Below are 22953 nucleotides of genomic sequence, written 5' to 3'. Positions count from 1 at the left end.
CAGGGTCAGGGTCAAAGTTATGGGTTAACCCACCAAGTATGCCTCAAGAGCCTGGCCCAGCCATAGTTGGTCGCGCTCGCCCACCATCTCCCGGGCCGAGTGCATGGAAAGCATGGGCACTCCCACGTCCACGGTCGGAATGCCCAGGCGCGTGGCGGAGATGGGGCCGATGGTAGATCCGCACGGCACGTCGTTGTTTCCCACAAAGCGCTGGACAGGAACGCCCGCGCGCTGGCAGGCGCCCTCCCACAGGGCCACGGTGGTGGCGTCGGAGGCGTAGCGCTGGTTGCCGTTGATCTTGGTCACCGGGCCGCGCCCGATGATCGGGTGGTGGGTTGGATCGTGCTTGTCCGGGAAGTTCGGGTGGACGGAGTGGGCCGCATCGGCGGACACGCAGCTCGACCGCGCGAACATCTGGAAGCGTTGCTCCTCGTTAGCACCCAGGGCGCGGGCGGTGCGCGTGAGCACGTCCCCCAGGATCGGACCGGCGGCACCGTAGCGCGAGGCAGACCCCACTTCCTCGTGGTCGAAAGCGGCCATGACCAGGATGTCCTTGTGGTCTGACGCGGTGCTTGGCGACGCCGCCCCGATCATCGCCCGCAGCGACGCATGCACCGAGGACAGGTTGTCCATGCGCCCGGCGGCAATGAACTTCTCCTCGGCGCCGAAGACCTCTCCCCGCTGAGCATCAGCGGTAATGAGATTGAAGGAGGCGATATCCTCGCGCGCGAGGCCGAGATTGTCGGCCACAACGCCCAGCACGGAAGCATCCGGCGTGCCCACGGAGAGCACCGGCTGCATGTGGCGCTGGCGGTCCGGCTTGAACTCGTCCTTGCGGTACAGGTGGATGGCCAACGAGGGCAGGCGCAGTAGCGGGCCGGTGTTGACCAAGTGGCGCGTGCCGTCCGTGGTCACGACCTGACCGGCCACGGTGAGCTCGCGGTCGAACCAGCTGTGCAGGAGCACACCGCCGTAGACCTCCACGGCCACCTGCTGCCAACCAGCCGAGTCGAAGTCCGGGGTGGGCTTGAGCGCCAGACCCGGCGAGTCGGTGTGCGAACCGATGATGCGGAAGCCCGAGTCCGGACCCGCGCCCTCCGGCACGTACCAGGCCATGACGGCGCCGCCGCGCACCATGACGTGACCGCCCGGCTCGGCCGACCACTCTTCGTCTTCGTCCTGGCGGCTAAAGCCGACAGCTTCCAGCTGGCAGGCCACCTCCTCCGCGGCGTGGTAAGAGGATGGGCTGGCGGCAATGAAGTCGAGAAATTCTTCCGACGTATTCAGGGCTGTACTCGTGGCTGTACTCATGGCTTCTAGCTTGCCACGAATGACGCGCTTCGGTGTGGACCCAGTGCAGAACGTGCTGTGCGCTAGGCTGAGGAGCGTTATGCCGAAAAGACTCGCCCTCTCCCCGTCCCGCGCCTCCGACTACAAGCAGTGCCCCCTGCTCTACCGCTTCCGAGCAATCGATAAGCTGCCCGAGCCCAAGACGAAGGCTCAGGTCAAGGGAACGCTGGTGCACGCGGTGCTGGAAAACATGCACAAGCTGCCCCGCGAAGAGCGCGACTACCCAGTTGCGGTCAAGATGATCAAGCCGGAGTGGGCCACCATGGTTGAGTCCTCCCCCGATCTGCGGGAGCTGGTGCCGGAGGCGGAGGAGCTGGACTTCTTTGTTGAGGCACGCGAGCTCATCAAGGGCTACTTCCAGATGGAGAACCCACAGGGCTTCGATGCCCACGAGTGCGAGATGTACGTCGACACCGTGCTGCCCAACGGCGTGCCCGTACGCGGTTTCATCGACCGCGTCGACGTGGCTCCGACCGGTGAGGTGCGCGTGGTGGACTATAAGACCGGCAAGAAGCCGCTGCCCCGCTACTCCCAGGCCGCGCAGTTTCAGATGCGTTTCTACGCGTTGGTCTACTGGCGGCTGATGGGCACCATCCCCCAGCAGCTGCGACTGATGTACCTCAAGGTGCTCGACTCCATGTTCCTCACCCCCGGCCCGGAGGAACTCGAATACTTCGAGCGGGATCTGGGCGAGCTGTGGGCCAAGATTGAAGGCGACGGCAAGGCAGGCGACTTCCGTCCGAAGACCTCGAAGCTGTGCGGCTGGTGCTCCTTCCAGGACTTGTGCCCGGCCTTCGGCGGCACGCCGCCGGAGTACCCAGGCTGGCCGGAATAGGCCCTGCCTAGAACAGGCCGGTTATGGTGCCGTCGCCGGCGACGTCGATGTTGTTGGCCGCCGGTTTCTTGGGAAGCCCCGGCATGGTCATGACGTTTCCGGTCAGTGCCACGATGAAGCCCGCACCCGTGCGCGGCTGCAGCTCGCGCACGTGCAGCACGTGGCCCTCTGGTGCCCCCAACGCGCTGGCATCATCGGAGAAAGAGTACTGCGTCTTGGAGATCACCACGGGGAGCGAATCCCAGCCATTGTCCTTGATATAGGCCAGGTCTTTCAGCGCCTTCGCCGAATACTCCACCCGCTCAGCGCGGTAGATCTGGGTGGCGATGGTCTCGATGGAGGCCTCAATTCCCTTGGTGGGGTCGTAGAGTTGCGTCGCGGTTCCCGCGGAGAGGTTCTCCAGCACTAGCTTCGCCAGGTCGGTTGCTCCTTCGCCGCCCTTGGACCAAACGTCCGCTTCTTCCAGTGGAACGCCGAAGTCCTTCGCCCACTGGCGCATGTACTCGCGTTCTGCCTCGGTATCGCTGCCAAAGAGGTTCAGGGCGACGATGGGAGCCAGGCCGAACTTTCGGAGGTTGTCCACGTGACGCTCCAGGTTCACCACGCCCTTCTTCAGCGCGTCGAGGTTCTCCGTGGTGAGCTCGTCACGCGGCTGACCGCCGTTGTACTTCTGCGAGCGAATCGTGGCCACGACCACCGCACCGGCGACATCCAGATCGCCGAAGCGAGCCTTGATATCCATGAACTTTTCCCCGCCCAGGTCCGCACCGAAGCCGGCCTCCGTGAGGACGATATCCCCGAAACGCAGGGCGGTCTGCGTAGCCAGCAGCGTGTTGCAGCCGTGCGCGATGTTGGCAAAGGGACCGCCGTGGACAAAGGCCAGCATGCCGGCCAATGTCTGTACGAGGTTGGGGTTAAGGGCGTCCCGCATCAGTGCGGTCAGTGCACCCTCGGCGTTGAGCTCGCGTGCGGTGACCGGCTGCTGGTCGAAGGTGTAGCCAATGGTGATGTCCCCGAGGCGCTTCTTCAAGTCCGCCAGGTCCGTGGCGAGGCCTAGAATGGCCATGATTTCTGAGGCCGCCGTAATGGTAAAGCCGGTCTCCCCCGGCACGCCGTGGGCGGGTCCACCGAGTCCGGTGACGACATGGCGCAGCGCGCGGTCGTTGACGTCAACACAGCGCTGCCAGGTCACGCGCCGCGGATCGATGCCCAGGGCGTTGCCCTGGTGGATGTGGTTGTCAATGATGGCGGCAAGCGTATTAGTGGCCGCGGCAATGGCGTGAAAATCCCCGGTGAAGTGGAGGTTAATGTCTTCCATCGGCACTACCTGGGAGTAGCCGCCGCCCGCGGCGCCGCCCTTGATGCCCATCACCGGGCCCTGCGATGGCTCTCGCAGAGCCACGATGGCCTTCTTTCCCAATGCTGCCAAGGCGTCGGTCAAGCCGATCAGAACTGTGGACTTTCCCTCGCCTGCAGGTGTAGGCGACACGCCGGTGACCAGCACCAGTGAGCCCCGTTGCTCCTGCTCCCCCAGCTGGGTGATGTCCACTTTGGCCTTGGTGCGCCCGTAGGGGATCAGGGCGCTATCCGGAATACCGGCGCGAGCGGCAATATCGGTGATGGGCTCGAGCTGGTGAGCCTGGGCAATGGCGACGTCTGAAGGTTGCGTACTCATACCTTCAGACTACCGCGCTGCGCGCCGGTTTATGCTGCTTAGAGCTATTAAATAAAGACTGCGCCGAAGACGTAGCACAGGGCAATAGACAGCGCGATGCTGACCACGCCGGGGATGATGAACGGGTGGTTGAACACGGCCTTACCAATGCGCGTGCTACCGGTGTCATCCATCTCCACTGCCGCCAGCAGCGTCGGGTACGTCGGCAGAATAAACAGCGCGGAGACGGCCGGGAAGGCGGCAACGGCGGTGAGCGGGTTAACGCCCAGGGCCAGGGCTGCCGGCATGAGGGCCTTGGTGGTAGCGGCTTGCGAGTACAGCAGAGCAGCGGCGAAGAAGAGAACCACGGCCAGCAGCCACGGAGCGGACTCAATGACCGAACCGGAGATGGACTTGATGTCCTCCATGTAGTGGTTGATCAGCGTGGTGCCCAGCCAGGCGACGCCGAGCACGCAGATGCAGGCAGACATACCGGACTTGAACACCGGCGTATTGAGCACGTCACCAGCCGGGACCTTGGTCACCATGACGATGAGCGTGGCGGCGGTAAGCATGACCGTCATAATGGCCTCGTTACGCGGCAGCGTCGGATCACTGATGAGGCCGACCTGCTCGGAGGTCAAGGTGGCCCACAGCATGACGATGATGATGGCCACCAGGAAGATCAGAACCGAGGTCTTGGCGCCCTGTACCGGGGAGTAGTTGGTAGAACCCTGGGGCTGCTTGACCAGGCCCTGGGCCATGCGCTCCTGGTACACCGGGTCATCCTCCAGCTCCTTGCCGGAGCGGTTGGCAACCCACGCGGCCGGGAAGATGGAAAGGAACGTAGCCGGGATGAGGACTGCGAGAATCTGCAGGTAGCCCACGCCTTGCGGCTCCAGGAGCGAGGCTAGCAGGACGACGGCCGCCGAAATCGGCGAGGCACAGATGGCCATCTGGGAGGCGACCACGGAGATGGACAGCGGGCGGGACGGGCGAACCTTACCTTCCTTCGCCACCTCGACGATGACGGGCAGCGTGGAGAACGCCGTGTGGCCGGTACCAGCCAGCACCGTCATGAGCCACGTGACGATTGGCGCGTAGAAGGTAATGCGCTTCGGGTTCTTGCGGAGGAACCTCTCCGCGATGTAGACCAAGTAATCCATGCCGCCGGCGCGCTGCATCGCAGCGATGGCGGCAATGACCGTCATGATGATGCCGATAACGTCGAACGGGATGTCTTCACGCGTGACCGGCACGCCGGTAAGACCCAACAGCAAGACGCCGAGGCCGCCGGCCATGCCGATGCCGATCGAACCGATTCGGGCGCCGAGGTAAATCGCCGCAAGGACGATGAGGATATGCACAACAACCATTGTGAGACTCCAATATCCGCAGGTGAACTGCAGTGCGAGTGGTGAAGCGCGCGGCGGTCATGGCGTGGCCGTTGCGCGACGGCTGACTGTTTTTATTCTGCCTCATTGGTGTTGACGGAGCGAGTATTTTTGCCCGATTGTGTCTGTTTCCACACTCTTGCGGGTCCGCAGACTAACCCCTTCTGCTCCCTCCCCGCATCATCTGCACGGGGTCCTCCCAAAACGGACCGACGCCCGCGCCGCCTGAGGGAAGGCGTGCGCGGGCATCGGTTGTTGCGAGTATCTACCGGCAACTACCGGTATCTACCGGAACAAGTGGCGGAGACCTGTGCGGCTTATTCGTCGATGTAGAGCTGGCCGCGGAACTCCGGGTGCATGAGGTTCTCGACGGAGAGAACCTTGTTGAGGGTCTCCTCATCCAGCAGGCCCTTCTCCAGGACCAGTTCCTTCACGCCCTTGCCAGTCTTCAGGGACTCCTTGGCAATCAGGTCGCCATTGTGGTGACCGATGAACGGGTTCAGGTAGGTGACGATACCGATGGAGTTCTCCACGTAGGCGCGGCAGACGTCTGCGTTGGCGGTGATGCCCTCCACGCACTTCTCGCGCAGGGTGTCCACGGCGTTGCCCATGATGCGGATGGACTGGAACAGTGCCTCACCGATGACCGGCTCCATGACGTTGAGCTGCAGCTGGCCGGCCTCAGCAGCCATGGTGACCACGTGGTCGTTGCCGAAGACCTTGAAGCAGACCTGGTTGACAACCTCCGGGATAACCGGGTTGACCTTACCCGGCATGATGGAGGAACCAGCCTGACGCGGCGGCAGGTTGATCTCTGCCAGGCCGGCGCGCGGGCCGGAGGACAGCAGGCGCAGGTCGTTACAGATCTTGGCCAGCTTCATCGCGGCGCGCTTGATGGTGGAGTGCAGCAGCACGTAGGCACCACAGTCGGAGGTTGCCTCGATAAGGTCGCGGGCGGTCTTGATCTCCAGACCGGTGACCTCAGAGAGTGCCGCGGTGACCTGGTGGCGGTAGCCAGCCGGGGTGTTCACGCCGGTACCGATAGCGGTTGCGCCGAGGTTGATCTCCAGCAGGCGCTGCTGAGCGCTGCGCAGAACCGCCTGCTCCTCAGCCAGGTTGTGAGCGAAGGCCTTGAACTCGTCGCCGAGAGTCATCGGGACTGCGTCCTGCAGCTGGGTGCGGCCCATCTTCAGGATGTCGTAGAAGTCGTTGCCCTTGGCCTGGAAGGCGGCCTGCAGAGCATCGATGCGGTCGATGAGGTCCTCCATGGCGTAGTAGACGCCCAGGCGGAAGCCCGTCGGGTACGCATCGTTGGTGGACTGGGACATGTTGACGTCATCGTTCGGGTTGATGATGTCGTAGGAGCCCTTCTCCTCACCCAGGTGCTCAAGAGCCAGGTTGGCCACGACCTCGTTGGTGTTCATGTTGAGGGACGTACCAGCGCCGCCCTGGAAGACATCCAGCGGGAACTGGTCCATGCAGCGGCCTTCTTCCAGGATCTGGTCGCACGCCCAGATGATGGCCTCTGCCTTCTTCTTCGGCAGAACATGAAGACGGCGGTTGGCCATGGCGGTGGCCTTCTTCACCTGCACCATGCCGCGGATGAAGTCCGGGATGGTGTTGATGGTGACGTAAGAGATCTGGAAGTTTTCGATAGCGCGCAGCGTGTGGACGCCGTAGTACGCGTTATTCGGGACCTCCATGGAGCCGAGAAGGTCAGTCTCGGTACGAGTCTTCTTGTTGCTCGTGGACTTCGAGGTCTTGGTGGTGGCCTTCTCCTCAACCTCTGCCTTGGCCTCCTTGACCTCGGCCTGTGCATCCTTCTTAGTGGACTTTGCCATGATGGCTGACTCCTTGCATATAAATCGAAGAACGATGGTGTTCACGGTCCATCGTAATCACCATGACGAATAAAATGTTTGGAATCTGCCCCTAAAATCGGGCAATCCGGAGATCGGAGGCCAAGATGGCCTCGGCGCCAAGCGCCGAGAGGTCATCCATCACCTGATTTGCCTGCTTACGGGGCACCATGACCCGCACAGCCACCCATCCTTCGCGGGCGAGCGGAGAAATCGTCGGCCCCGTCAAACCGGGGGTAACGGCCTCCACAGCGGACAGCTGAGCCTTGGCCACGTTGTAGTCCAACATCACGTAGTGGCGTGCGTTGAGGATGCCTTTGATACGGCTGAGCACCACTTCTTCCTCGGCATTAAGCTCCTCCCCAGCCCGCTTGATCACCACGGCCTCGGAGGACACGATTGGTTCGCCGAAGGGCTCCAGTCCCTGCTGGCGCAGCGTCGCACCGGTGGAGACAACGTCCGCAATGACATCGGCAACGCCTAAGTGGATGGAGATCTCCACGGCACCGTCCAAGCGGATGACTTCCGCCTCGATTCCGTTGTCTGCCAAGTGTCGGCGCACCACGTTGGGGTACGAGGTGGCAATGCGCTTTCCCTGTAGTTGAGATACACTCCACTGCTCCCCCGCCGGCGCCGCGTAGCGGAACGTGGAGGAGCCGAAGCCGAGGTCCAGCACCTCATTGAATTGTGCGCGCGAATCCAGCGCTAGGTCGCGTCCCGTGATGCCGAGGTCTAGCACGCCCTGGGCGACGTAGATGGCGATGTCTTTGGGTCGCAGGAAGAAGAACTCCACGCCGTTGTCCGCGTCGACGACATTGAGGGACTTGTTGTGGCCGCGGCCCTTGTAGCCTGCCTCCTTGAGAATCTCGAGGGCGGATTCGGACAGGGAGCCCTTGTTGGGAACAGCGATCTTAATCATGAGCGTTGCTTTCTTAGAGGTAGCGGTAGATATCATCCAGCGTCAGGCCGCGCTTGTGCGCCATGACCTGCAGCCAGTAGAGCAGCTGGGACATCTCTTCCGCGAGCTCCTCATCGGACTGGTACTCGGCGGCGATCCATACCTCGCCGGCCTCCTCGACGATCTTCTTGCCTAGGTGGTGCACGCCCTTGTCGTAGGCCTCCACCGTGCCCGAGCCCTCCGGGCGCTGGGCAATCTTGTGGGACAATTCCGCAAACAAGCTGTCAAAATTCTTCACACGCGCAATTCTTCCACACGGGTGCATAGAATTCAGCCGTCCTGCAGAAATTCTCTGCTGCAGCGACGACGGCTGGAGAAACAGCGCGGACGGCGCAGAGAGTTAAGACCGGAGAGAATCGAACCAGGCGTAGACGTCAGCCGCGGTGGCGCCAGCTAGGTGACGGGTATCTCGCAGGCTCGAGATCTCGGTGACCTCCGGGGGAACGGCGACGCGATCGTCCTCGGGCAAGCCGATGACGGTGCAGCCGGCGTCCACAGCCGCGCGCATGCCCGCTGCAGAGTCCTCAAAGACCAGGCACTCGTGGGCCGGAACACCCAAGCGCCGGGCGGCCTCGGCGTACATATCGGGGGCTGGCTTGCCTTGGGGCACCTCGTCGCCGCAGATCGTGTCCACGAAGTAATCGCGCCCCAGCGCAGCAATGGCGGAATCAGCCACGTAGCGCTCCGTATTGGTGGTCACCATCATCGGCATACCCTGCGCCTTCAGCTCTCCCAAAAGCTCCGGGATGCCGGGGAAGATCTCCAAATGGTCCGCAAAGAGCGACTTGACGTAGTCAAACATGAGTGTGCGGTAGCGCTCGGTATCACCCGGCTGCAGCTGCACGCCGGCCTTGTCGGCGCAGATCTGCAGGGTGCGCTCGAAGGTGGCACCCACGGTGGCGAGGCGCTCCGTCGGGGTAAGCCGGCGGCCGAGATTCTCAGAGAGATAAAACGTGGCCTCCGCCCACAGGGGTTCGGAATTGGTGAGGGTCCCGTCCATATCCCAGAGGATCGCGGACGGGCGGGAAGTGAGAGAAGACAATTAGAAATCGAGCTCCGGTAGCTGTGCTAGGGCCTCGTCATCCGCGCCGGTAGAGGCAGCAGCGGAGTGGATAAGCTCCGTCAGCTCCTCCTTCTCCTCCGGCTCCAGGATGGCATCGGCGTTCTTACGGTTAAAGGCGGCCAGCTTGTCCACGGAGGGCTTGACCGCGGCGCTGAGGATGGTGCCCTCCGGGTCATCCGGGAGGCTATCCAGCTTGTCCAGCAGGTCTTCCAGAACCTTCTTGAGCTCCGGGAGTACGGAAGCGTCAAACGGCGCCTCCCAGAACTCCTTCTCCTCTTCCTTGAGGTAGTCCCCGGTAGCGAAGGACTGCAAGTTGGACATGAATTCGTCAACGGTGGGCTGGAACTCTGCGCGAATGCTCATGAGCTAGATAATGCCTCAAGATCCTTACAGGCGCACGCCCAGCAGAGAATTAACTGCCTGGCGCAGCAGCTTCTGAGCTTCATCGTGCTCCGCTACATCCGGTGCGGACTCGCCTTCTGCACTGGCAGCGCTGGTGGCGCGAGCTGCCCAGTCGTCGAGAACCTGCAGTACGCGGGGCGTATCTAGATCGTCGGCAAGCGCGGCGCGCACCTGCTGTACGGTGTCCTGGACGGTCTCGAGGGACCCCGGCGTCTCGGCGGCCGCACGCCAGCGCTCCAGGCGCTCCTGCGCAGTGGCGAGCACCTCGTCGGACCAATCGCGGTCACCGCGGTAGTGCCCGGCGTATACGCCTACGCGAATAGCGGAGGGGTCCACCCCGGCGTCGACCAATTTGTGCACGAAGACCAGGTTGCCCAGGGACTTCGACATCTTGGTGCCGTCCAAGCCAATCATGCCGGTGTGCACGTAGTGACGCGCCATGCGCTCCACGGTGAGTGCGGCCTCAGCGTGGGCTGCGGAGAACTCGTGGTGCGGGAACTTCAAATCGGAGCCGCCGCCCTGAATATCGAAGGTGGATCCCAGGCGGTTCGTGGCGATAGCGGAGCACTCGATGTGCCAGCCGGGGCGGCCAGGCCCGAAGGGAGACTCCCACGCCGGCTCGCCCTCGCGGTGTGCGCGCCAGATCAGCGCATCGAGGGGATCGCGCTTGCCGGGACGGTCGGGGTCGCCACCGCGCTCAGCAAAGAAAGTCTCCATCTGCTCGCGCGAGTAGTTGGATTCGTAGCCGAAGTGCTGCGTGGCGTCGATGGACGCGTAGACGTCCGGGCACTCGGCGTCGTCGACGACGTAAGCCGCGCCAGCGTCGAGAAGCTTCTGCACCATCTCAACGACCTCATCGATCGCCTCCATCGCGCCCACGTAGTGTTGCGGCGGGAAGACGGAGAGCAGCTCCATGTCGGAGCGGAACAGGTCGATCTGGGAGGTACCGAGCTCGCGCCAGTCCACGCCATCGCGCTCAGCGCGCTCGAACAGCGGGTCATCAACATCCGTGATGTTCTGCGCGTAGTGGACCTTGTACCCGTTATCCAGCAGCTGGCGGTAGATCAGGTCAAAGGTCAGATACGTCGCGGCGTGGCCCAAGTGGGTGGAGTCATAGGGCGTGATGCCGCAGACGTACATGGTGGCGGTATCGCCAGAGACCTCCATCGGCTTGACTGCGGCATCAGCCGAGTCATACAGGCGGAGAGGTTGCGGAGTGCCGGGGACGGTATCGACGTTCGGTGTGGGCCATGAATGCATGCCCACAATCCTAACGCGCCCGCCCGCCACTGGGCACTACTGGGCATTTCAGGGCATTTCCGGAGTCTAGGGAACGAGAACACCCAGCGCGAGCAGAATCATGACGATGATTCCCACCGGGATGCGGTAGGCCGCGAACCACTCGAAGGAATGGTTGCCCACGAACTTCAGCAACCAGGCAATGGAGGCATAACCCACAACGAAGGCGATGAACGTGCCCACGAGCAACTGAGCGCCGGTAGCGGACTGGCCCACGGTGGGGCCGAAGGCGTCGCCCAGCGAGAACAGTCCGGAGGCAATCACTGCCGGAATGGCCAAGAGGAAGCTAAAGCGCGTGGCCACCTCGCGGTCGAGGCCCAGGAACAGGCCGCCAGAGATGGTGCCGCCGGAGCGGGAAACGCCCGGGATCAGCGCCAGGCACTGGCACAGGCCCATGACGATGGCATCCCGCATGGTGAGCTCGTCAAAGCCGCGGGACTTCTTGCCAATCCGCTCTGCCAGGATGAACACGAAGGAAAAGAGAATAAGCATGGAGGCGGTGATCCACAGGTTGCGGAGGTTATCGCGAATCAGGTCCTTGCCCAGCACCCCCAGTACACCAATGGGGATGGAGCCAACAATGACCATCCAGCCCATGCGGTAATCCTGGCCGCGCTGATCCTTGTGCACCAAGCCAACGAACCAGCCCTTGAGGATCTGCCAGATCATGCCGGCGAAGTAGACGATGACGGCCAGCTCCGTGCCGAGCTGAATCACCGCAGTAAAGGAGGCGCCGGCGTCCTGTCCCCAGAAAAGCCGGGAGACGATGCTCAAGTGGCCCGAAGAGCTCACCGGTAAAAATTCCGTGAGGCCTTGGACGAGGGACAAGACGATGACCTGCAGCCATGTCATTGCGTCAGTAGCAGCTGTTGTATTCACTCGGGCGAGCCTACTACCGGATCCAGCGGGTACCGGACTTCACCACGCTGACTGCTAGGATGAGGAACCGTGAAAATGCGTCGAGTCCTGCTTACTTCTGTCCTTGTTGCGAGCGTGAGTGCGCTCACTGCGTGCAATTCCACGGTGGGAATTGGAGCCGATCCCAACTCGGCGGTGTATGGACACGCGGAGCCGGCGGCCTCCCCAGGGGCGAAGGATCCGGCCGGTGACGTCGTGGACTTCGACGCGGTCTCCGACATGGCTGCGCTGGGCGACGCCCTCGCGGTGCGCACCGCGGACTCCCTCACTGTGGGCAGCGCGCAGGACTTTTCTGCGGACAAGGCCGAGCGCGTAGACGTCGATGAGAGCTGCGGCGACCTGACTGCCTCCACATCTCACTTCGTCCTGGCCTGTGGCGACAAGGTCCTGCTCATCGACCCGCAGAATCCTTCCGCCCCCACAGAACTGGCCGTGGAAGAGGAGGCCCCCATCACCGTGGCCGCGCAAACGTCCTCGGGCGAGGTATTCGTCGGATCGAAGGACTCGAACAAGATCGGCCTCTACAAGGACGGCGAGCGCGACAAGACCATCAAGGTTGAGGCCGGTTCGGATCAGCTCATCGCGGTGCCGAACACCGACGGCGCGGATGGCGTGGTGCGCGTGCTGCGGGACGACTCCACCATCCAGTCCCTGGACTGGGAGAAGCACCGCGCGGGCGGGCGCCTGCGCGTGGGCCAGGGCGTGGGCCAGATCTCCGGCGGTGAGGGTGCGGTGGTTGTTGCCGCTGACACCGTGGGCAAGCGTGTGGCCATCTACACCGCCAGCGACGTCATCCGGCTGCACCAATACGGCAATACCGACGGCACGCCGTGGGCTACGGCGTGGGACTCCGGGCGTTCCCTGGCGTGGGTCACGACCACGGACAACAACCTCCTGCAGGCCTTTAAGGTGGCGGACGGTGTGCCGGAGGCGGCCGGGAGCCTCAGCACCGTGGCGGATGCGCAGAACGTGGCTGTGCTGGAGAACGGCACCGTGGTCGCCGCCTCTGCCACCGGCGATGGCCTGCAGTTCATCTCCGATCCCTCTCTCAAGAACTAACAGCTCACGAAGGACTTTCCATGCACTACTCCGCAATTGACCGCGCTCGCCATGCCGCCTACCAGGTGGCGCTCAAGGGGATGTTTCAGCTCAGCCCGGAGCGCATCCACGGCATCATCAACCGCGGCCTAGCGGTTCTGCAGGCAGCCGGGCCCGCCAACCGCGCGCTGGGCAAAGTACTCCCCGTGACGGATCCAGTGCTGGAACAAGAGCTGTTCGGTGTGCGCTTCCCGCGTCCGCTGGGCTTGGCCGCCGGCTTTGACAAGAACGCCGCGGCTGCCGACGCGTGGGCGGCCATCGGCTTCGGCTATGCCGAGCTCGGCACCATTACCCCGAAGGCGCAGCCGGGCAACCCCGCACCGCGCCTGTTCCGCTTGCCGGCGGACAAGGCGATCCTCAACCGTATGGGCTTCAACAACGAGGGCGCTTTGGTAGCCGCACGGAACCTGCGCGAGCGCCGCTACCGCGACGTGGTGGGCATCAACATTGGCAAGAACAAGGTCACCCCGGCAGACAAGGCCGTCGATGACTACCGCCAGTGCGCATCGGTGCTGGGAGACCTCGCCGACTTCGTGGTGGTCAACGTCTCCTCGCCCAATACTCCGGGCTTGCGCGACCTGCAGGCGGTCGAATCCCTGCGCCCGATTATGGGGGCCGTGGTGGACTCGACCTCCTCGCCCGTCCTGGTCAAGATCGCGCCGGATCTGTCTGATGAGGACGTCGATGCCGTGGCAGACATGGCCGTCGAGGTCGGTCTCGCCGGCATCGTGGCGACCAACACCACGATCTCCCGTGAAGGGCTGAAGACCCCTGCCGACGAGGTGGCGGCGATGGGCGCCGGCGGCATCTCGGGCCTGCCGCTGGCGGACCGCTCGCTGGAGGTGCTCCAGCGCCTGCACGCCCGCGTGGGCGATAAGCTGGTGCTCGTCGCCGTCGGCGGCATCACGACCCCGGAACAGGCATGGGAACGCATCACCGCCGGCGCCTCTCTGCTGCAGGGCTACACCGGGTTGATTTATGGCGGCCCGGATTGGATCCGGGATATCCACCGAGGGATTGCCCAGCAGATACGTGCCCACGGGCTGCGCTCGATCTCTGAGGCGGTCGGCTCCGGTCTCCCCTGGCGCGACTAGCGCACTGCGCGGCGGATGAGCGCCGCACACAGCGCCGCTATGACGGCGAAGACAAACAGTAGGTTCTGCCCCATCGTGGCCAGGACGGCGTCCGGCAGGACGCGGCTAGCGATGATGAAGACTAGCGCGAGGATTAGCGGGGCAATCTGTCCAAGGCTGCCGCGCTGTTCGCGGTGCTGGGCACTGAACGCGCCCACCAGAATCGCCGCGGCGATGAGCGCTACCCGCCGCCAAGTCCACTCGAAGGGTGCGTCAAGGCCATCGCTGAAGATGGAAACCAGCCCTAGCAGTGCCAGGATGGCTGCAAGGAAAGCGAGTGCGCCCGCGGCCCGAAGAACTATAGGGTCGGACCCCTTCTCGCCTCCTGCGCCGTCTGGGTGCTTGTTCAACGGGAGGGGTTTCACTTCTCCTCGTACCATCCCCAGGTCACCGCGCGGCCGAGCGTGTGGAAGAACAGATTGAAGCCCAGCACCGTGGGGGTGGACTCCGGATCGATGTCGAGCTTCTCCACGTCCACAGCGTGCACCGCGTACAGGTAACGGTGCGGCGCGTGCCCGGCGGGCGGCTGTGCGCCGTAGTAGGTCCGCTGGCCGGAGTCACCGCGCAGGCTCACTACCCCGGGGTGGCCCAGGTCCTCGGAGGAACCTGCGCCGGTAGGCAGCTCACGAACATCAGCGGGGATGTTGAAGGCCGCCCAGTGCCAGAAACCAGAGCCCGTCGGGGCATCCGGATCAAAGCACGTCACCGCAAAGGACTTGGTGCCCTCCGGCACGTCGCTCCAGGACAGCTGCGGGGAGACGTTCTCCGGGGCGCGGAAACGCTCTGCAATCTCTTCCCCCTCCGCGATGTCCTGGGAGGTCACGTTAAAGGCCGGTACCTCGCCCAGCGGTGCATACGGGTCTGGGCCGGGGAAGCAAGAATCGGTGGCGTAGCTCGCAGGAGTCTGGGGTGTTGCCGAGTTGTTGGTCGCATCGTTATTGGTCATGCTTTCCTTTGTACCGGACGGAACTTTTGCTCGGGGAAGAATCAGTCAGTGGGTCTCCGGCAGCCGCAACGGGAGGCAACTTCCACCGTTGTGTTTTAGTGCCACAATTTCAGCCTAAAATATCCCTTCACATGGGGATTTGTGTACTGCACCCCGATCGGGATACAGTATTCGAGTGCCCAGCCGAGAGGCTGAACAAACACCCTAGCCCGGGTGGCGGAATGGCAGACGCGCTAGCTTGAGGTGCTAGTGTCCTATTAACGGACGTGGGGGTTCAAGTCCCCCCTCGGGCACAAACCAAATCTCGAGACATCATATCTACGGTGTCTCGAGTTTTTCTCGTTTTCGCCTCACACTGCACAGCGCCGTTGCACGGTACAGTGGGATGCTACGACAACAACTACCCCACCTTTGAGGCCTGCCCCCTAGCAGTGACCTCGTAAAATAAGGAGTACCGAATGAACGCTACCTTTACGTACCTCGACCCGTTTACCGCACAGCGAAAGCTCATTGAGGCTCCGGAAGGATCCGAGTACGTAGTAGTCAAGCGCCGTGGGGAGGCCGTGGTCGACGGCGAGGTGATGAGCTTCCACACCAGCCACGCCCAGGCGCGTGAGGCGGTCATGGCGGGGCTGACTGCGGAGTTTAAGACTGCCGTGGATAACGAGCCCATCTACGTCACCCACGCGCGTCTGCGTGGCGAATACGCCCGTTACGTCAATCTCTAAACCCGCGGGGAACTCTCTACCGCCGCGGACTTCTTCTTGTCGGTGAAATAGCTATGCAGGGCCTTGATGGCGATCGGTGCCACGGAAATGACGATGATGAGCAGCATGATCTTCTCAATCGAATCCGCAATACCGGGGATATGGCCCAAGAAGACACCGATCAAGTTCATGGAGAGCACCCACGCCACGGCGCCGCCGATGTTCCAGCCCACAAAGTGCTTATAGGGCATGCCCGCCGTTCCGGCCGCCACGGGGATGTAGGTGCGCACAATCGGAACAAAGCGGCCCAGCACCAGCGCGAGTGGGCCGTGCTTGTGGAAGAAATCCTCGGCGGAATGCAGGTACTCCAGCTTAAGAATCCGCGCGTCCTCTTTGAATAGGCCACGCCCGAAGCGGTGCCCCAGCCAATAGCCCACTTGGTCGCCGGCAATTGCGGCAGCCATGCCCACGATAAGCAGGAGCCAAATGGACACGTGTAGCTCGTCGCGGAGGATGGCTGCGGTGACCAGAAGGGAATCGCCGGGGAGGAAGGGGAACAGGACACCGGACTCGATGAAGACCACGAGTGCGATGCCGGCGATAACCCATGGGCCGAAGGCCTCGAGCAGGGTCGCGGCGTCCATGTAGGATGTCAGGTTATGGATAAAGTCCATGGAGTACTCCATATTCGGTGTAAGAATCGGCGCGTTGAAGATCGAGGTAGATCGAGGCGCCAGATTGGTCTCCGCTTAGTATCCTCCTCCCACTTCCAATTCCATGCATCGCGAGCGGCGTTGCTAGGTACTTTTCGCCAACCCCACAGTTAAGCCACAGTGTGCGGCACGCCCCGTTCTATCCAACGAGGGCGAGGGTCTAGGCTTAGAACTCTATGGATTCGCAAAGGCTTAAGCGTTGGGCGCGCACCGCGGGTGACTTCCTTACGTCGCTCGCCCGGTCGGCGTGGCACAGCGTTGCTGCCTGGCCATGGTGGCGCTGGGCGCTAGTACTCGCCGCGGGTGCCGGCCTCGTTGCCCTCGTTATGGTGGTGGGTATCCCCGATGTCGCAGCGCTGCGCGCCTGGTCGCGGCACTTGGGCCCGTGGTTTATTGTGGCCTTCGCGGCCGCCTACGTCTTCTTCACGCAATTCCCCTTCCCCCGCACGGTGTGGACGTTAGCCGCGGGGCTCTTGTTCGGTCCCTGGCTGGGACTCGGCATCTCTTTGGTGGCGCTGACGGTCTCGGCCACGCTCTCGTTGCTTATTGTTCGGTGGTTGCTCGGTGACTGGATCCGACCCCACCTGTCCCACCCGGCGGTGCTTCCTATCAACGCGCGCCTCGAGCGGCGCGGGTGGTTGGCCGTGGCATCACTGCGCATGGTCGCGGGAGTTCCGTTTTCCTTACTAAACTATGTCGCGGCGTTGACCCCCATCCCGGTGGGACAGTTTGCCGTCGCCACACTGCTGGGCTCCATCCCCACCACGGCCATCGGCGTGTTCCTTGGGGATACACTCTCCGGACGCCCGGATCCGTTGACCGTGGTGGCGTTTCTCGTTGCCGCGGTGCTGGGAGTGGCGGGACTCATCCTCGACACGCATCTGCCCGACCCCAGCCCCTTACCCGGCTCGGTCAAGCGCAAGGGGTAGACTAGCCTCTAGTTTCGCCTAGAAAGGAGCCCTCCACAGTGCTCGCCGTTCATGCTCGCTATCGCGGCCGCTCGGTGCGTCGCGCCGAATTGGTCCAGCGATCCGCCGCTGCCCTGTCCACGTTGGAGGGGATCGGCGAATTCGAGGTCCTCGGCGTCGAAGACATCTGCGCCGTGGCGTACTCGGCGTCCGCGGTGTGCGACGTGGCGATGGCATTGCTTGCCGACGGCGACTGGGCCATCGGCATCGGCATCATCCCGGGCGATACTGCCCGCGAGAAGCACACCCGCGCGGTCGCCACGGCCGCGGTGAAGAAGTCCGCGCGGGCCGGCCACGTCTATGCCAAGGTGGACCGGCGCGGCCGCGCCGCAGAGGCCAACGACATCGCCGCCGCTTTCGCCCTGTTGGGCTTTGTCCTTTCCAAGCGCACGATGGAAGGCCGCGAGGCTACATCGCTCGTGCGCGGCGGGCTGAATCAGAACGAGGCCGCGGAGGAGCTGGGTATCTCCAAGCAGGCAATGTCCCAGCGCCTACAAGCTGCCGGCTGGGCCGCGGAAACCGCGGGCTGCCAGCTGGCGGTTAACCTCATTGAGAGGTCCAATAAGGACTAGAGCAAATCGGCCTTAGTGAGTTCGGGCGTCGTGACGAAGTCCACGAGACGCTCCACTGCGCCGATCAGCGTGGAATCCAAGTCGCGGAAGGAAGAGACCGCGTTGTAGACCCTGCTCCAGCCTTCCTTCGGATCGGACCAGCCCACACGCCGGCAGATGCCGGTCTTCCAGTCTTCGCCATACGGCACCTCCGGCCAGGCCCGAAGCCCCAAACGCTCGGGCTTAACCGCGGCCCAAATATCGATGAAAGGGTGGCCCGTGACCAAAACGTGCTCGCCCACTGTCTGCGTTAGGCGCGTTTCTTTGGAGCCTTCCACCAGGTGATCCGCCAGCACGCCGACGCGTCGTCCGGGTCCGGGCTGGAACTCCGCCAAGCGTTCCTCTAAGTTGTCCAAGCCTTCGAGGTATTCGACGACCACACCTTCGACGCGAAGGTCGTGACCCCACACCTTCTCCACGATGGCCGCGTCGTGGATACCCTCGACCCAGATGCGCGAGGGTGCGGCGACCTTAGCCTCAACATTCTCCACGCGGCGCGAACCGGAATTGGATTTCCGCGGCGCGTGCTTTTCCACGTAGCGGGTCAGAGTCACTGGCTGTCCTTCCACGAGGAAGCCGCCCTTAATCAGCTTGAACACGCGCTGGACACCGTGGCGGTCCTCCAAGCGGACAACCGGCCCCCAGGCCGTCTTGTCTACACCGAGCACTGCCCCAACGAAGTCATCGCCGCGGACCTCGACCACCATGCCAGGCTCTGCGGGCACCGCTGGGTAGGAAGGCTTTCTGGTGCGGGAGTGGCCGGCGAAGATGTCGCCGCCGTACGGGTCGTGGGTGTTATTCATAGCGGTCTACCTTATCGTCTACACTGTCCTGCCATGGATATGCGCGCCGAGGTCTGGTCACCAGTTCAAAACATTGCCGTGTGGTGTGGGGCGTGGCTCTGGGGGCACGAGTCCACCGATGATCTCCTGGACGCGCTGACGGAGCTCGGCGGCGAGCACGTGGGAGCAGGGCCGTACAGCGGCGCGCCTTTCACCGATGTCCTCGCACTCATCCGGCGGGAAACGGCTGGAATCGTGGAGCGCGGTGAGCGCGAACCGGCGATGCGCCTCATTTTGTCCGGGCCCGGCGAGGCCCCGGCCCTGCCCGCCGGGTCCGCGTCGGCACGCGCAGCTACCGAGAACCCGGCCGGCGCCATCGTGGTGCGCACCAACGATCGCGACCGCCACCTTGTTCTCATCCCCACCTACGATGACGCCGCCGCGCTGACGCAATGGGATGTCATTGAGGAGACGGAGCCGCTGCCCCAACCGGCGTGGCTGAGCCCGGGCGAGGCCGATGCTCTCCTGAGCCAGGCGACGAACGAGTCGGCGGCACTCATTGAAGCCAGCGGCGAGCACAGCGACGCCCTTCCCAACCCGCGACTGACCGTGGGCACGTTGAGCGATTTCTATGACACCCCGGGGCTACCCGCAGCCGTGCCCGGACGCTCCGCGAAGCTTTTTGCCCGAGCTGACCGCGTTGCCGCAATCATCGAAACGGTGACGGATCGCATCAACGACCACAGCTTCGATCCGCAGCTGCTGCGCTTGTGGCGGCACATTCGCCAGGCGCGCATGGCCGGCGTGGCCTATGCGCTCAGTGACTTCTCCCGCTAAGAGGACGCCTCTAGTGGGACTTCTTCAGCGACCAGATGTCGCAGCAGCCTTCCGCGCACGGCTGGCCATTGACGGTACAGCCCTGCACTGTGACGGAGCCCAACGAGGCGATTTCTGAGCCAGCCTCCAGCTCGTCGATGAGATCCACGACCAGTGAGGCGAAACGCTGGGAAGGTCCAGCCGTGCGGGTGCGCTGGACGAGCACCCCCATCTCGTCGGCGGCGTCCTGCAGCTCGGAATCAAGGTCCCAGATGACCTCCATGTGATCGGAGATAAAACCGATCGGGCAGACCACGACAGCGTCGACGCCTTCTTCGTTGTGCAGCCGCGTGGTGTGGTCCACAATGTCCGGCTCCAGCCACGGGGTGCTCGGGCTACCGGAGCGGGATTGCCACACGAGGTCATACTCCGTGATGCCTGCTGCCTCGGCAACCAGGCGGGATGCTTCGGCCACCTGGCGCGAGTAGATGTGCTTGTCGCCCTCGGCGCCGCCCACCGCGTCGTGAGCCGTGGGAACAGAGTGCGCAGTGAAGAGCATGCGGGTAGTTTCCAGCTTCTCCTCCGGAATCTCGGCGTACGCGTCCTTGACGGCCGCCGCCATCTCCTCGATGAACTTGGGGTGGTCGAAAAACTGGCGCAGCTTGGTGAAGGTGATTTCCGGCAGGCCCTTCTCCTCCAGGTGCGCGCGGAGGGCAACGATGTCCTCGTCGTACTGGCGGCAGGCGCTGTAGCCGCCCCACGCAGAGGTGGCGAAGACGGCGACGTTGCGGATGCCATCCGCGGCCATCTGCTCCACTACCTCGGTGCCGAAGGGATGCCAGTTCCGGTTGCCAAAGTAGACCGGTAGATTATGTCCGCGAGTTTTCAGTTCCCCCTCGACGTTCTCGATAATCTCTCGATTGAGACGGTTGAGTGGGCTGACGCCACCGAAGTGGAAGTAGTGTTCTCCAACAACCTCGAGGCGCTCGCGCGGAATGCCGCGCCCGCGAGTCACGTTCTCCAAAAACGGAACGACCTCCTCGTTACCTTCCGGGCCACCGAAAGAAAGAACGAGGAGGGCGTCGAATGGGGAGTCAGTGCGCTCAACCAGAGCAGTACGCTGTGTTTCAGTCATACCGCCCAGTCTAGCAATCCGACCGGTTCGAACCGGTTAAATCAGGCGCACGGCGTAGGGGGCCATGCCTCCCTGGCGCACCGGCGAGATGCTGACCGTCTGGCCCGACTGCGGGGCCTCGATCATCTGGCCATCACCCAGATAGATCGCCACGTGCGTATTACCGGACGGGCCGTAGAAGATGAGGTCACCACGCTCCATCTCGCTCGGCGACACCTTTGTACCCTTCTGGTACTGGTAGCCGGTGTAGTGCGGCAGGGAGATGCCCACTCCCGCGAAGGCGTAGAGCACCAGGCCGGAGCAGTCAAAGCCCACCTTGTTGTAGTCGCCGTAGGAGTCGGCCACGCCGCCGTCTCGAATGCCCTTGGTCGGGCCGTTCGCGTCGCCGCCACCCCACGCGTAGGGCACGCCGATCTGGGACTCAGCGCGGGAGATGACGGTTTCGATCTTGGATTGACGGGAGGCGTCGCCAAGCGTGGCGCTAGCCTTCTCTGTCACAGAGTCGGTGGTGTCGAGCTCCTCCAGTACGCCGGAGACGTCGGAGGCCAGCTCATCTTCGTCTGCGGTGTTGCTGGTGCTTGTCAACGTCGTCGACGTGGATGCGGAATCCGATGCCGAGTCGGTGCTATCGGACGCAGTGCCGTCGCCCTGCAGAGCGAAGAGCCTAGAGGACCCCTGGGCCAAGGCGTCGATTTCCTCTGGTGTGAGGCTGTTGGAGTGATCGGGCTGGGAGGCGGCGACCATAGAGGCCACGCTGCCGACAACACCGATTCCGAGGGCAATGGTCTCCGGGTCGATGTCGCTCGAACCCATGGAGCTGCCGCCGGAGGCTTCCTTGCGGTCCTCGTCCTTAGAGGACAGCTCCTGGACGTTGGGATCGGAGGACAGCGTGTCCGCTGCACTCGACAGTTCCTTCATCTCCTCCGGGGAGATCTGCTGCGACGCAGTCCGAGAGGCCTCCGCCTGCAGGGTGCGGTTCTGAGCCTCCTCTGCCGACGGGCCCACCACGGCACCGTCGACCGCATTGTCGGTTGCGGCGGCGTCGGACTCGCTCGACTCGGCACTGGCGGCATCGGTGGTGCCGGTCGCGCCCGTGCTAGTGGTGCCGGCGGTCGCGCCGCTGGCCGTCGCGGAGGTAGGGGCATCCGCGGGAGCACTCTGCTGGGGCTTGGTCGTGGGAGCCGACGAAGCGGCGCTGGTGTCAGGGGTGGAGTGAGAGGGTTGGGTAGTCTCGCTATCAGGCTTGACCTTAGATCCAGTGTCTTGACTTGACTTAGTATTATCGTCAACGCCCTTGGCTTGATTTAGTGCCTTATGGAGGCTGGACAGCTGGGATAGGAGATCCTCACGCTTCCCGGCAGATTCCTGAATCTGGGTCTCGGAGTCAGCGAGCTGTTCGCGCGCGGCAGCCTCTGCCTCGGAGGCACGAGTCTCTCGCTGCTCTGCCAACTGCTGGGTCTTGCGCAGCTGGGACTCCTTGTTGGCCTTCTCGGTGCGCTCGCGCTCAAGTTGGTCCAGGACGTCCTGCTGCTTCTGGGACTGGCCGCGGAGGAATGCTTGGCGCTCCAGCATGGTGGAGCGTGCCTCGCTGCCCGCCGCGTTAGACACGGCGTCCGACGTGTTAGCGCGGCGGTATGCCGAGCGTGAAACCTCATCGAGCTTGGACTGCGCTGCCGCCACGTCATCCTGTGCGGAATCGAGCTGCTCCTTGGCCGTCGTGGTGCCGCGGCGCGCCTGGGCAGCCTCGGTGCGCGCATCGTTGAGGTCAACGAGCGCGCGGTTGACGGTCTCGCGCTGTGCGCCGATGGCGGCCTCTGCCTGTGCGATCTGTTCTTCGATCTGCGCAATGGCACCGGCCAGGTCGGCGATGGACGGGTTGTCAGAAGACAGCAGCTGCGCGATGTCCAGCTGCTCTGGTTCCGCCGCAACTGCTGGGGTCAATGAAGAAACGGTGGACAGAATGGCAGTCGTCGCTATCGCAGCACAAGCTGCTTTGAGGCGGCGAAAGCCAAAGGATGAAGTGGTGGCCACGAGAGTAATCTCCTCGGCACCTACCCATGACGACGTAGACGCTTCGCCCTCCTGGCGCATACTTGCCGGCGGCAAGCGGAAACGCTCAAGACTGCGAGACGCGGATATGGGGGTTCATTCTGTATAGGTCACATAGAGACATGAAGACACGCAAAGATACAGGTGTCTCCCTAGCGGCGAGCCCAGAAGAATCAAGTGGAAAAGGCTGCGAATGAAGAAGTCTGCGTTCTGCGAAGCGCATACAGATATTCCAGGCGCTGTTCTCGTTCCTCCTCGCCAGG

Annotated in this window: 23 protein-coding genes and 1 tRNA gene; 8 read left to right on the top strand and 16 right to left on the bottom strand. The window is 63.4% G+C overall.

Annotation, left to right across the window (positions count from 1 at the left end; translation table 11 throughout):
* Positions 1–24: 24 nt before the first annotated feature.
* Positions 25–1311: a M18 family aminopeptidase gene (locus ACLI1P_RS06615; protein WP_411708411.1), complete on the bottom strand. Its 1287-nt coding sequence runs from the start codon at positions 1309–1311 to the stop codon at positions 25–27.
* A gap of 79 nt (positions 1312–1390) precedes the next feature.
* Between ACLI1P_RS06615 and ACLI1P_RS06610 the strand changes: the two genes are divergently transcribed.
* Positions 1391–2185, top strand: coding sequence for a RecB family exonuclease (locus ACLI1P_RS06610; protein WP_296132387.1), 795 nt, complete (start codon positions 1391–1393; stop codon positions 2183–2185).
* A 7-nt stretch (positions 2186–2192) separates the two neighbouring features.
* On the opposite strand, the gene ACLI1P_RS06605 is transcribed toward ACLI1P_RS06610, so the two are convergent.
* The 9 genes from ACLI1P_RS06605 to ACLI1P_RS06565 all read right to left on the bottom strand — a co-directional run bounded on the left by ACLI1P_RS06605 (position 2193) and on the right by ACLI1P_RS06565 (position 11666).
* The gene (locus tag ACLI1P_RS06605; RefSeq protein WP_411708410.1) at positions 2193–3860 is read right to left on the bottom strand and encodes a formate--tetrahydrofolate ligase; all 1668 of its coding nucleotides are present in this window, start codon (positions 3858–3860) and stop codon (positions 2193–2195) included.
* Positions 3861–3907: 47 nt separating this feature from the next.
* Positions 3908–5215, bottom strand: a complete 1308-nt coding sequence (locus ACLI1P_RS06600; protein WP_408930509.1) for an anaerobic C4-dicarboxylate transporter — start codon at positions 5213–5215, stop codon at positions 3908–3910.
* Between the two features lie 335 nt (positions 5216–5550).
* On the bottom strand, positions 5551–7074 hold the full coding sequence (aspA, locus tag ACLI1P_RS06595) for an aspartate ammonia-lyase (RefSeq protein ID WP_296132395.1): 1524 nt from the start codon (positions 7072–7074) through the stop codon (positions 5551–5553).
* Between the two features lie 91 nt (positions 7075–7165).
* Entirely contained in the window at positions 7166–8011 is an 846-nt protein-coding gene (gene hisG / locus ACLI1P_RS06590; RefSeq protein ID WP_408930508.1) for an ATP phosphoribosyltransferase, read from the bottom strand.
* A gap of 13 nt (positions 8012–8024) precedes the next feature.
* Positions 8025–8288 (bottom strand): phosphoribosyl-ATP diphosphatase, encoded by a 264-nt coding sequence (locus tag ACLI1P_RS06585; RefSeq protein ID WP_306507235.1) that lies wholly within the window; start codon positions 8286–8288, stop codon positions 8025–8027.
* A 102-nt stretch (positions 8289–8390) separates the two neighbouring features.
* Entirely contained in the window at positions 8391–9092 is a 702-nt protein-coding gene (locus ACLI1P_RS06580; protein ID WP_408930507.1) for an HAD family hydrolase, read from the bottom strand.
* The gene (locus ACLI1P_RS06575; protein WP_296132406.1) at positions 9093–9476 is read right to left on the bottom strand and encodes a hypothetical protein; all 384 of its coding nucleotides are present in this window, start codon (positions 9474–9476) and stop codon (positions 9093–9095) included.
* 24 nt (positions 9477–9500) lie between these two features.
* A complete protein-coding gene (mshC, locus tag ACLI1P_RS06570; RefSeq protein ID WP_408930506.1) occupies positions 9501–10775 on the bottom strand; it encodes a cysteine--1-D-myo-inosityl 2-amino-2-deoxy-alpha-D-glucopyranoside ligase in 1275 nt (424 codons plus the stop codon).
* A 66-nt stretch (positions 10776–10841) separates the two neighbouring features.
* Positions 10842–11666, bottom strand: a complete 825-nt coding sequence (locus tag ACLI1P_RS06565; protein WP_408930968.1) for an undecaprenyl-diphosphate phosphatase — start codon at positions 11664–11666, stop codon at positions 10842–10844.
* A gap of 141 nt (positions 11667–11807) precedes the next feature.
* On the opposite strand from ACLI1P_RS06565, the gene ACLI1P_RS06560 reads away from it, so the two are divergent.
* The gene (locus tag ACLI1P_RS06560; protein WP_411709677.1) at positions 11808–12791 is read left to right on the top strand and encodes a hypothetical protein; all 984 of its coding nucleotides are present in this window, start codon (positions 11808–11810) and stop codon (positions 12789–12791) included.
* 20 nt (positions 12792–12811) lie between these two features.
* Entirely contained in the window at positions 12812–13924 is a 1113-nt protein-coding gene (locus ACLI1P_RS06555) for a quinone-dependent dihydroorotate dehydrogenase (protein ID WP_408930504.1), read from the top strand.
* Here ACLI1P_RS06555 and ACLI1P_RS06550 read toward each other — a convergent pair.
* Together ACLI1P_RS06550 and ACLI1P_RS06545 are read right to left on the bottom strand one after the other, a co-directional pair.
* Positions 13921–14328: a hypothetical protein gene (locus tag ACLI1P_RS06550; RefSeq protein ID WP_408930503.1), complete on the bottom strand. Its 408-nt coding sequence runs from the start codon at positions 14326–14328 to the stop codon at positions 13921–13923. The two genes, ACLI1P_RS06555 and ACLI1P_RS06550, sit on opposite strands and share 4 nt — an antisense overlap.
* The gene (locus ACLI1P_RS06545) at positions 14325–14909 is read right to left on the bottom strand and encodes a YbhB/YbcL family Raf kinase inhibitor-like protein (protein WP_408930502.1); all 585 of its coding nucleotides are present in this window, start codon (positions 14907–14909) and stop codon (positions 14325–14327) included. Before ACLI1P_RS06545 ends, ACLI1P_RS06550 begins: the two co-directional genes overlap by 4 nt.
* Positions 14910–15116: 207 nt before the next feature.
* On the opposite strand from ACLI1P_RS06545, the gene ACLI1P_RS06540 reads away from it, so the two are divergent.
* Positions 15117–15202, top strand: a tRNA-Leu gene (locus ACLI1P_RS06540).
* Between the two features lie 165 nt (positions 15203–15367).
* Positions 15368–15637, top strand: coding sequence for a hypothetical protein (locus tag ACLI1P_RS06535; protein WP_296131659.1), 270 nt, complete (start codon positions 15368–15370; stop codon positions 15635–15637).
* Here ACLI1P_RS06535 and ACLI1P_RS06530 read toward each other — a convergent pair.
* Positions 15634–16290, bottom strand: a complete 657-nt coding sequence (locus ACLI1P_RS06530; protein WP_408930501.1) for a DedA family protein — start codon at positions 16288–16290, stop codon at positions 15634–15636. The genes ACLI1P_RS06535 and ACLI1P_RS06530 overlap by 4 nt on opposite strands.
* Positions 16291–16505: 215 nt before the next feature.
* Between ACLI1P_RS06530 and ACLI1P_RS06525 the strand changes: the two genes are divergently transcribed.
* Positions 16506–17258: a TVP38/TMEM64 family protein gene (locus ACLI1P_RS06525; protein WP_408930500.1), complete on the top strand. Its 753-nt coding sequence runs from the start codon at positions 16506–16508 to the stop codon at positions 17256–17258.
* Between the two features lie 38 nt (positions 17259–17296).
* A complete protein-coding gene (locus ACLI1P_RS06520) occupies positions 17297–17869 on the top strand; it encodes a MarR family transcriptional regulator (protein WP_408930499.1) in 573 nt (190 codons plus the stop codon).
* On the opposite strand, the gene ACLI1P_RS06515 is transcribed toward ACLI1P_RS06520, so the two are convergent.
* Positions 17866–18711 (bottom strand): DUF3097 domain-containing protein, encoded by an 846-nt coding sequence (locus tag ACLI1P_RS06515; protein ID WP_408930498.1) that lies wholly within the window; start codon positions 18709–18711, stop codon positions 17866–17868. The two genes, ACLI1P_RS06520 and ACLI1P_RS06515, sit on opposite strands and share 4 nt — an antisense overlap.
* A 33-nt stretch (positions 18712–18744) precedes the next feature.
* On the opposite strand from ACLI1P_RS06515, the gene ACLI1P_RS06510 reads away from it, so the two are divergent.
* Positions 18745–19527, top strand: a complete 783-nt coding sequence (locus ACLI1P_RS06510; RefSeq protein ID WP_408930497.1) for a hypothetical protein — start codon at positions 18745–18747, stop codon at positions 19525–19527.
* Between the two features lie 10 nt (positions 19528–19537).
* Here the strand turns inward: ACLI1P_RS06510 and ACLI1P_RS06505 are convergent, their stop codons facing one another.
* Together ACLI1P_RS06505 and ACLI1P_RS06500 are read right to left on the bottom strand one after the other, a co-directional pair.
* Positions 19538–20641 carry a ferrochelatase gene (locus ACLI1P_RS06505; protein ID WP_408930496.1) on the bottom strand — a complete coding sequence of 368 codons (1104 nt, stop codon included), beginning with the start codon at positions 20639–20641 and terminating at the stop codon, positions 19538–19540.
* Positions 20642–20677: 36 nt separating this feature from the next.
* The gene (locus tag ACLI1P_RS06500) at positions 20678–22672 is read right to left on the bottom strand and encodes a DIP1281 family NlpC/P60 protein (RefSeq protein WP_411709676.1); all 1995 of its coding nucleotides are present in this window, start codon (positions 22670–22672) and stop codon (positions 20678–20680) included.
* Between the last annotated feature and the right edge of the window lie 281 nt (positions 22673–22953).

Origin of the sequence: Corynebacterium tardum (assembly GCF_046717785.1) — a bacterium.
In the GTDB taxonomy this organism is placed as follows: domain Bacteria; phylum Actinomycetota; class Actinomycetes; order Mycobacteriales; family Mycobacteriaceae; genus Corynebacterium.
This window is presented reverse-complemented; position numbering and strand designations above follow the sequence as displayed.

Excerpts from the sequence above, each read along its gene's own strand:
- ACLI1P_RS06615 (WP_411708411.1), bottom strand. The coding sequence starts at position 1,311 with ATGAGTACAGCCACGAGTACAGCCCTGAATACGTCGGAAGAATTTCTC.
- ACLI1P_RS06610 (WP_296132387.1), top strand. The coding sequence starts at position 1,391 with ATGCCGAAAAGACTCGCCCTCTCCCCGTCCCGCGCCTCCGACTACAAG.
- ACLI1P_RS06605 (WP_411708410.1), bottom strand. The coding sequence starts at position 3,860 with ATGAGTACGCAACCTTCAGACGTCGCCATTGCCCAGGCTCACCAGCTC.
- ACLI1P_RS06600 (WP_408930509.1), bottom strand. The coding sequence starts at position 5,215 with ATGGTTGTTGTGCATATCCTCATCGTCCTTGCGGCGATTTACCTCGGC.
- aspA (WP_296132395.1), bottom strand. The coding sequence starts at position 7,074 with ATGGCAAAGTCCACTAAGAAGGATGCACAGGCCGAGGTCAAGGAGGCC.
- hisG (WP_408930508.1), bottom strand. The coding sequence starts at position 8,011 with ATGATTAAGATCGCTGTTCCCAACAAGGGCTCCCTGTCCGAATCCGCC.
- ACLI1P_RS06575 (WP_296132406.1), bottom strand. The coding sequence starts at position 9,476 with ATGAGCATTCGCGCAGAGTTCCAGCCCACCGTTGACGAATTCATGTCC.
- mshC (WP_408930506.1), bottom strand. The coding sequence starts at position 10,775 with ATGCATTCATGGCCCACACCGAACGTCGATACCGTCCCCGGCACTCCG.
- ACLI1P_RS06565 (WP_408930968.1), bottom strand. The coding sequence starts at position 11,666 with ATGACATGGCTGCAGGTCATCGTCTTGTCCCTCGTCCAAGGCCTCACG.
- ACLI1P_RS06555 (WP_408930504.1), top strand. The coding sequence starts at position 12,812 with ATGCACTACTCCGCAATTGACCGCGCTCGCCATGCCGCCTACCAGGTG.
- ACLI1P_RS06545 (WP_408930502.1), bottom strand. The coding sequence starts at position 14,909 with ATGACCAATAACGATGCGACCAACAACTCGGCAACACCCCAGACTCCT.
- ACLI1P_RS06535 (WP_296131659.1), top strand. The coding sequence starts at position 15,368 with ATGAACGCTACCTTTACGTACCTCGACCCGTTTACCGCACAGCGAAAG.
- ACLI1P_RS06530 (WP_408930501.1), bottom strand. The coding sequence starts at position 16,290 with ATGGACTTTATCCATAACCTGACATCCTACATGGACGCCGCGACCCTG.
- ACLI1P_RS06525 (WP_408930500.1), top strand. The coding sequence starts at position 16,506 with ATGGATTCGCAAAGGCTTAAGCGTTGGGCGCGCACCGCGGGTGACTTC.
- ACLI1P_RS06515 (WP_408930498.1), bottom strand. The coding sequence starts at position 18,711 with ATGAATAACACCCACGACCCGTACGGCGGCGACATCTTCGCCGGCCAC.
- ACLI1P_RS06510 (WP_408930497.1), top strand. The coding sequence starts at position 18,745 with ATGGATATGCGCGCCGAGGTCTGGTCACCAGTTCAAAACATTGCCGTG.
- ACLI1P_RS06505 (WP_408930496.1), bottom strand. The coding sequence starts at position 20,641 with ATGACTGAAACACAGCGTACTGCTCTGGTTGAGCGCACTGACTCCCCA.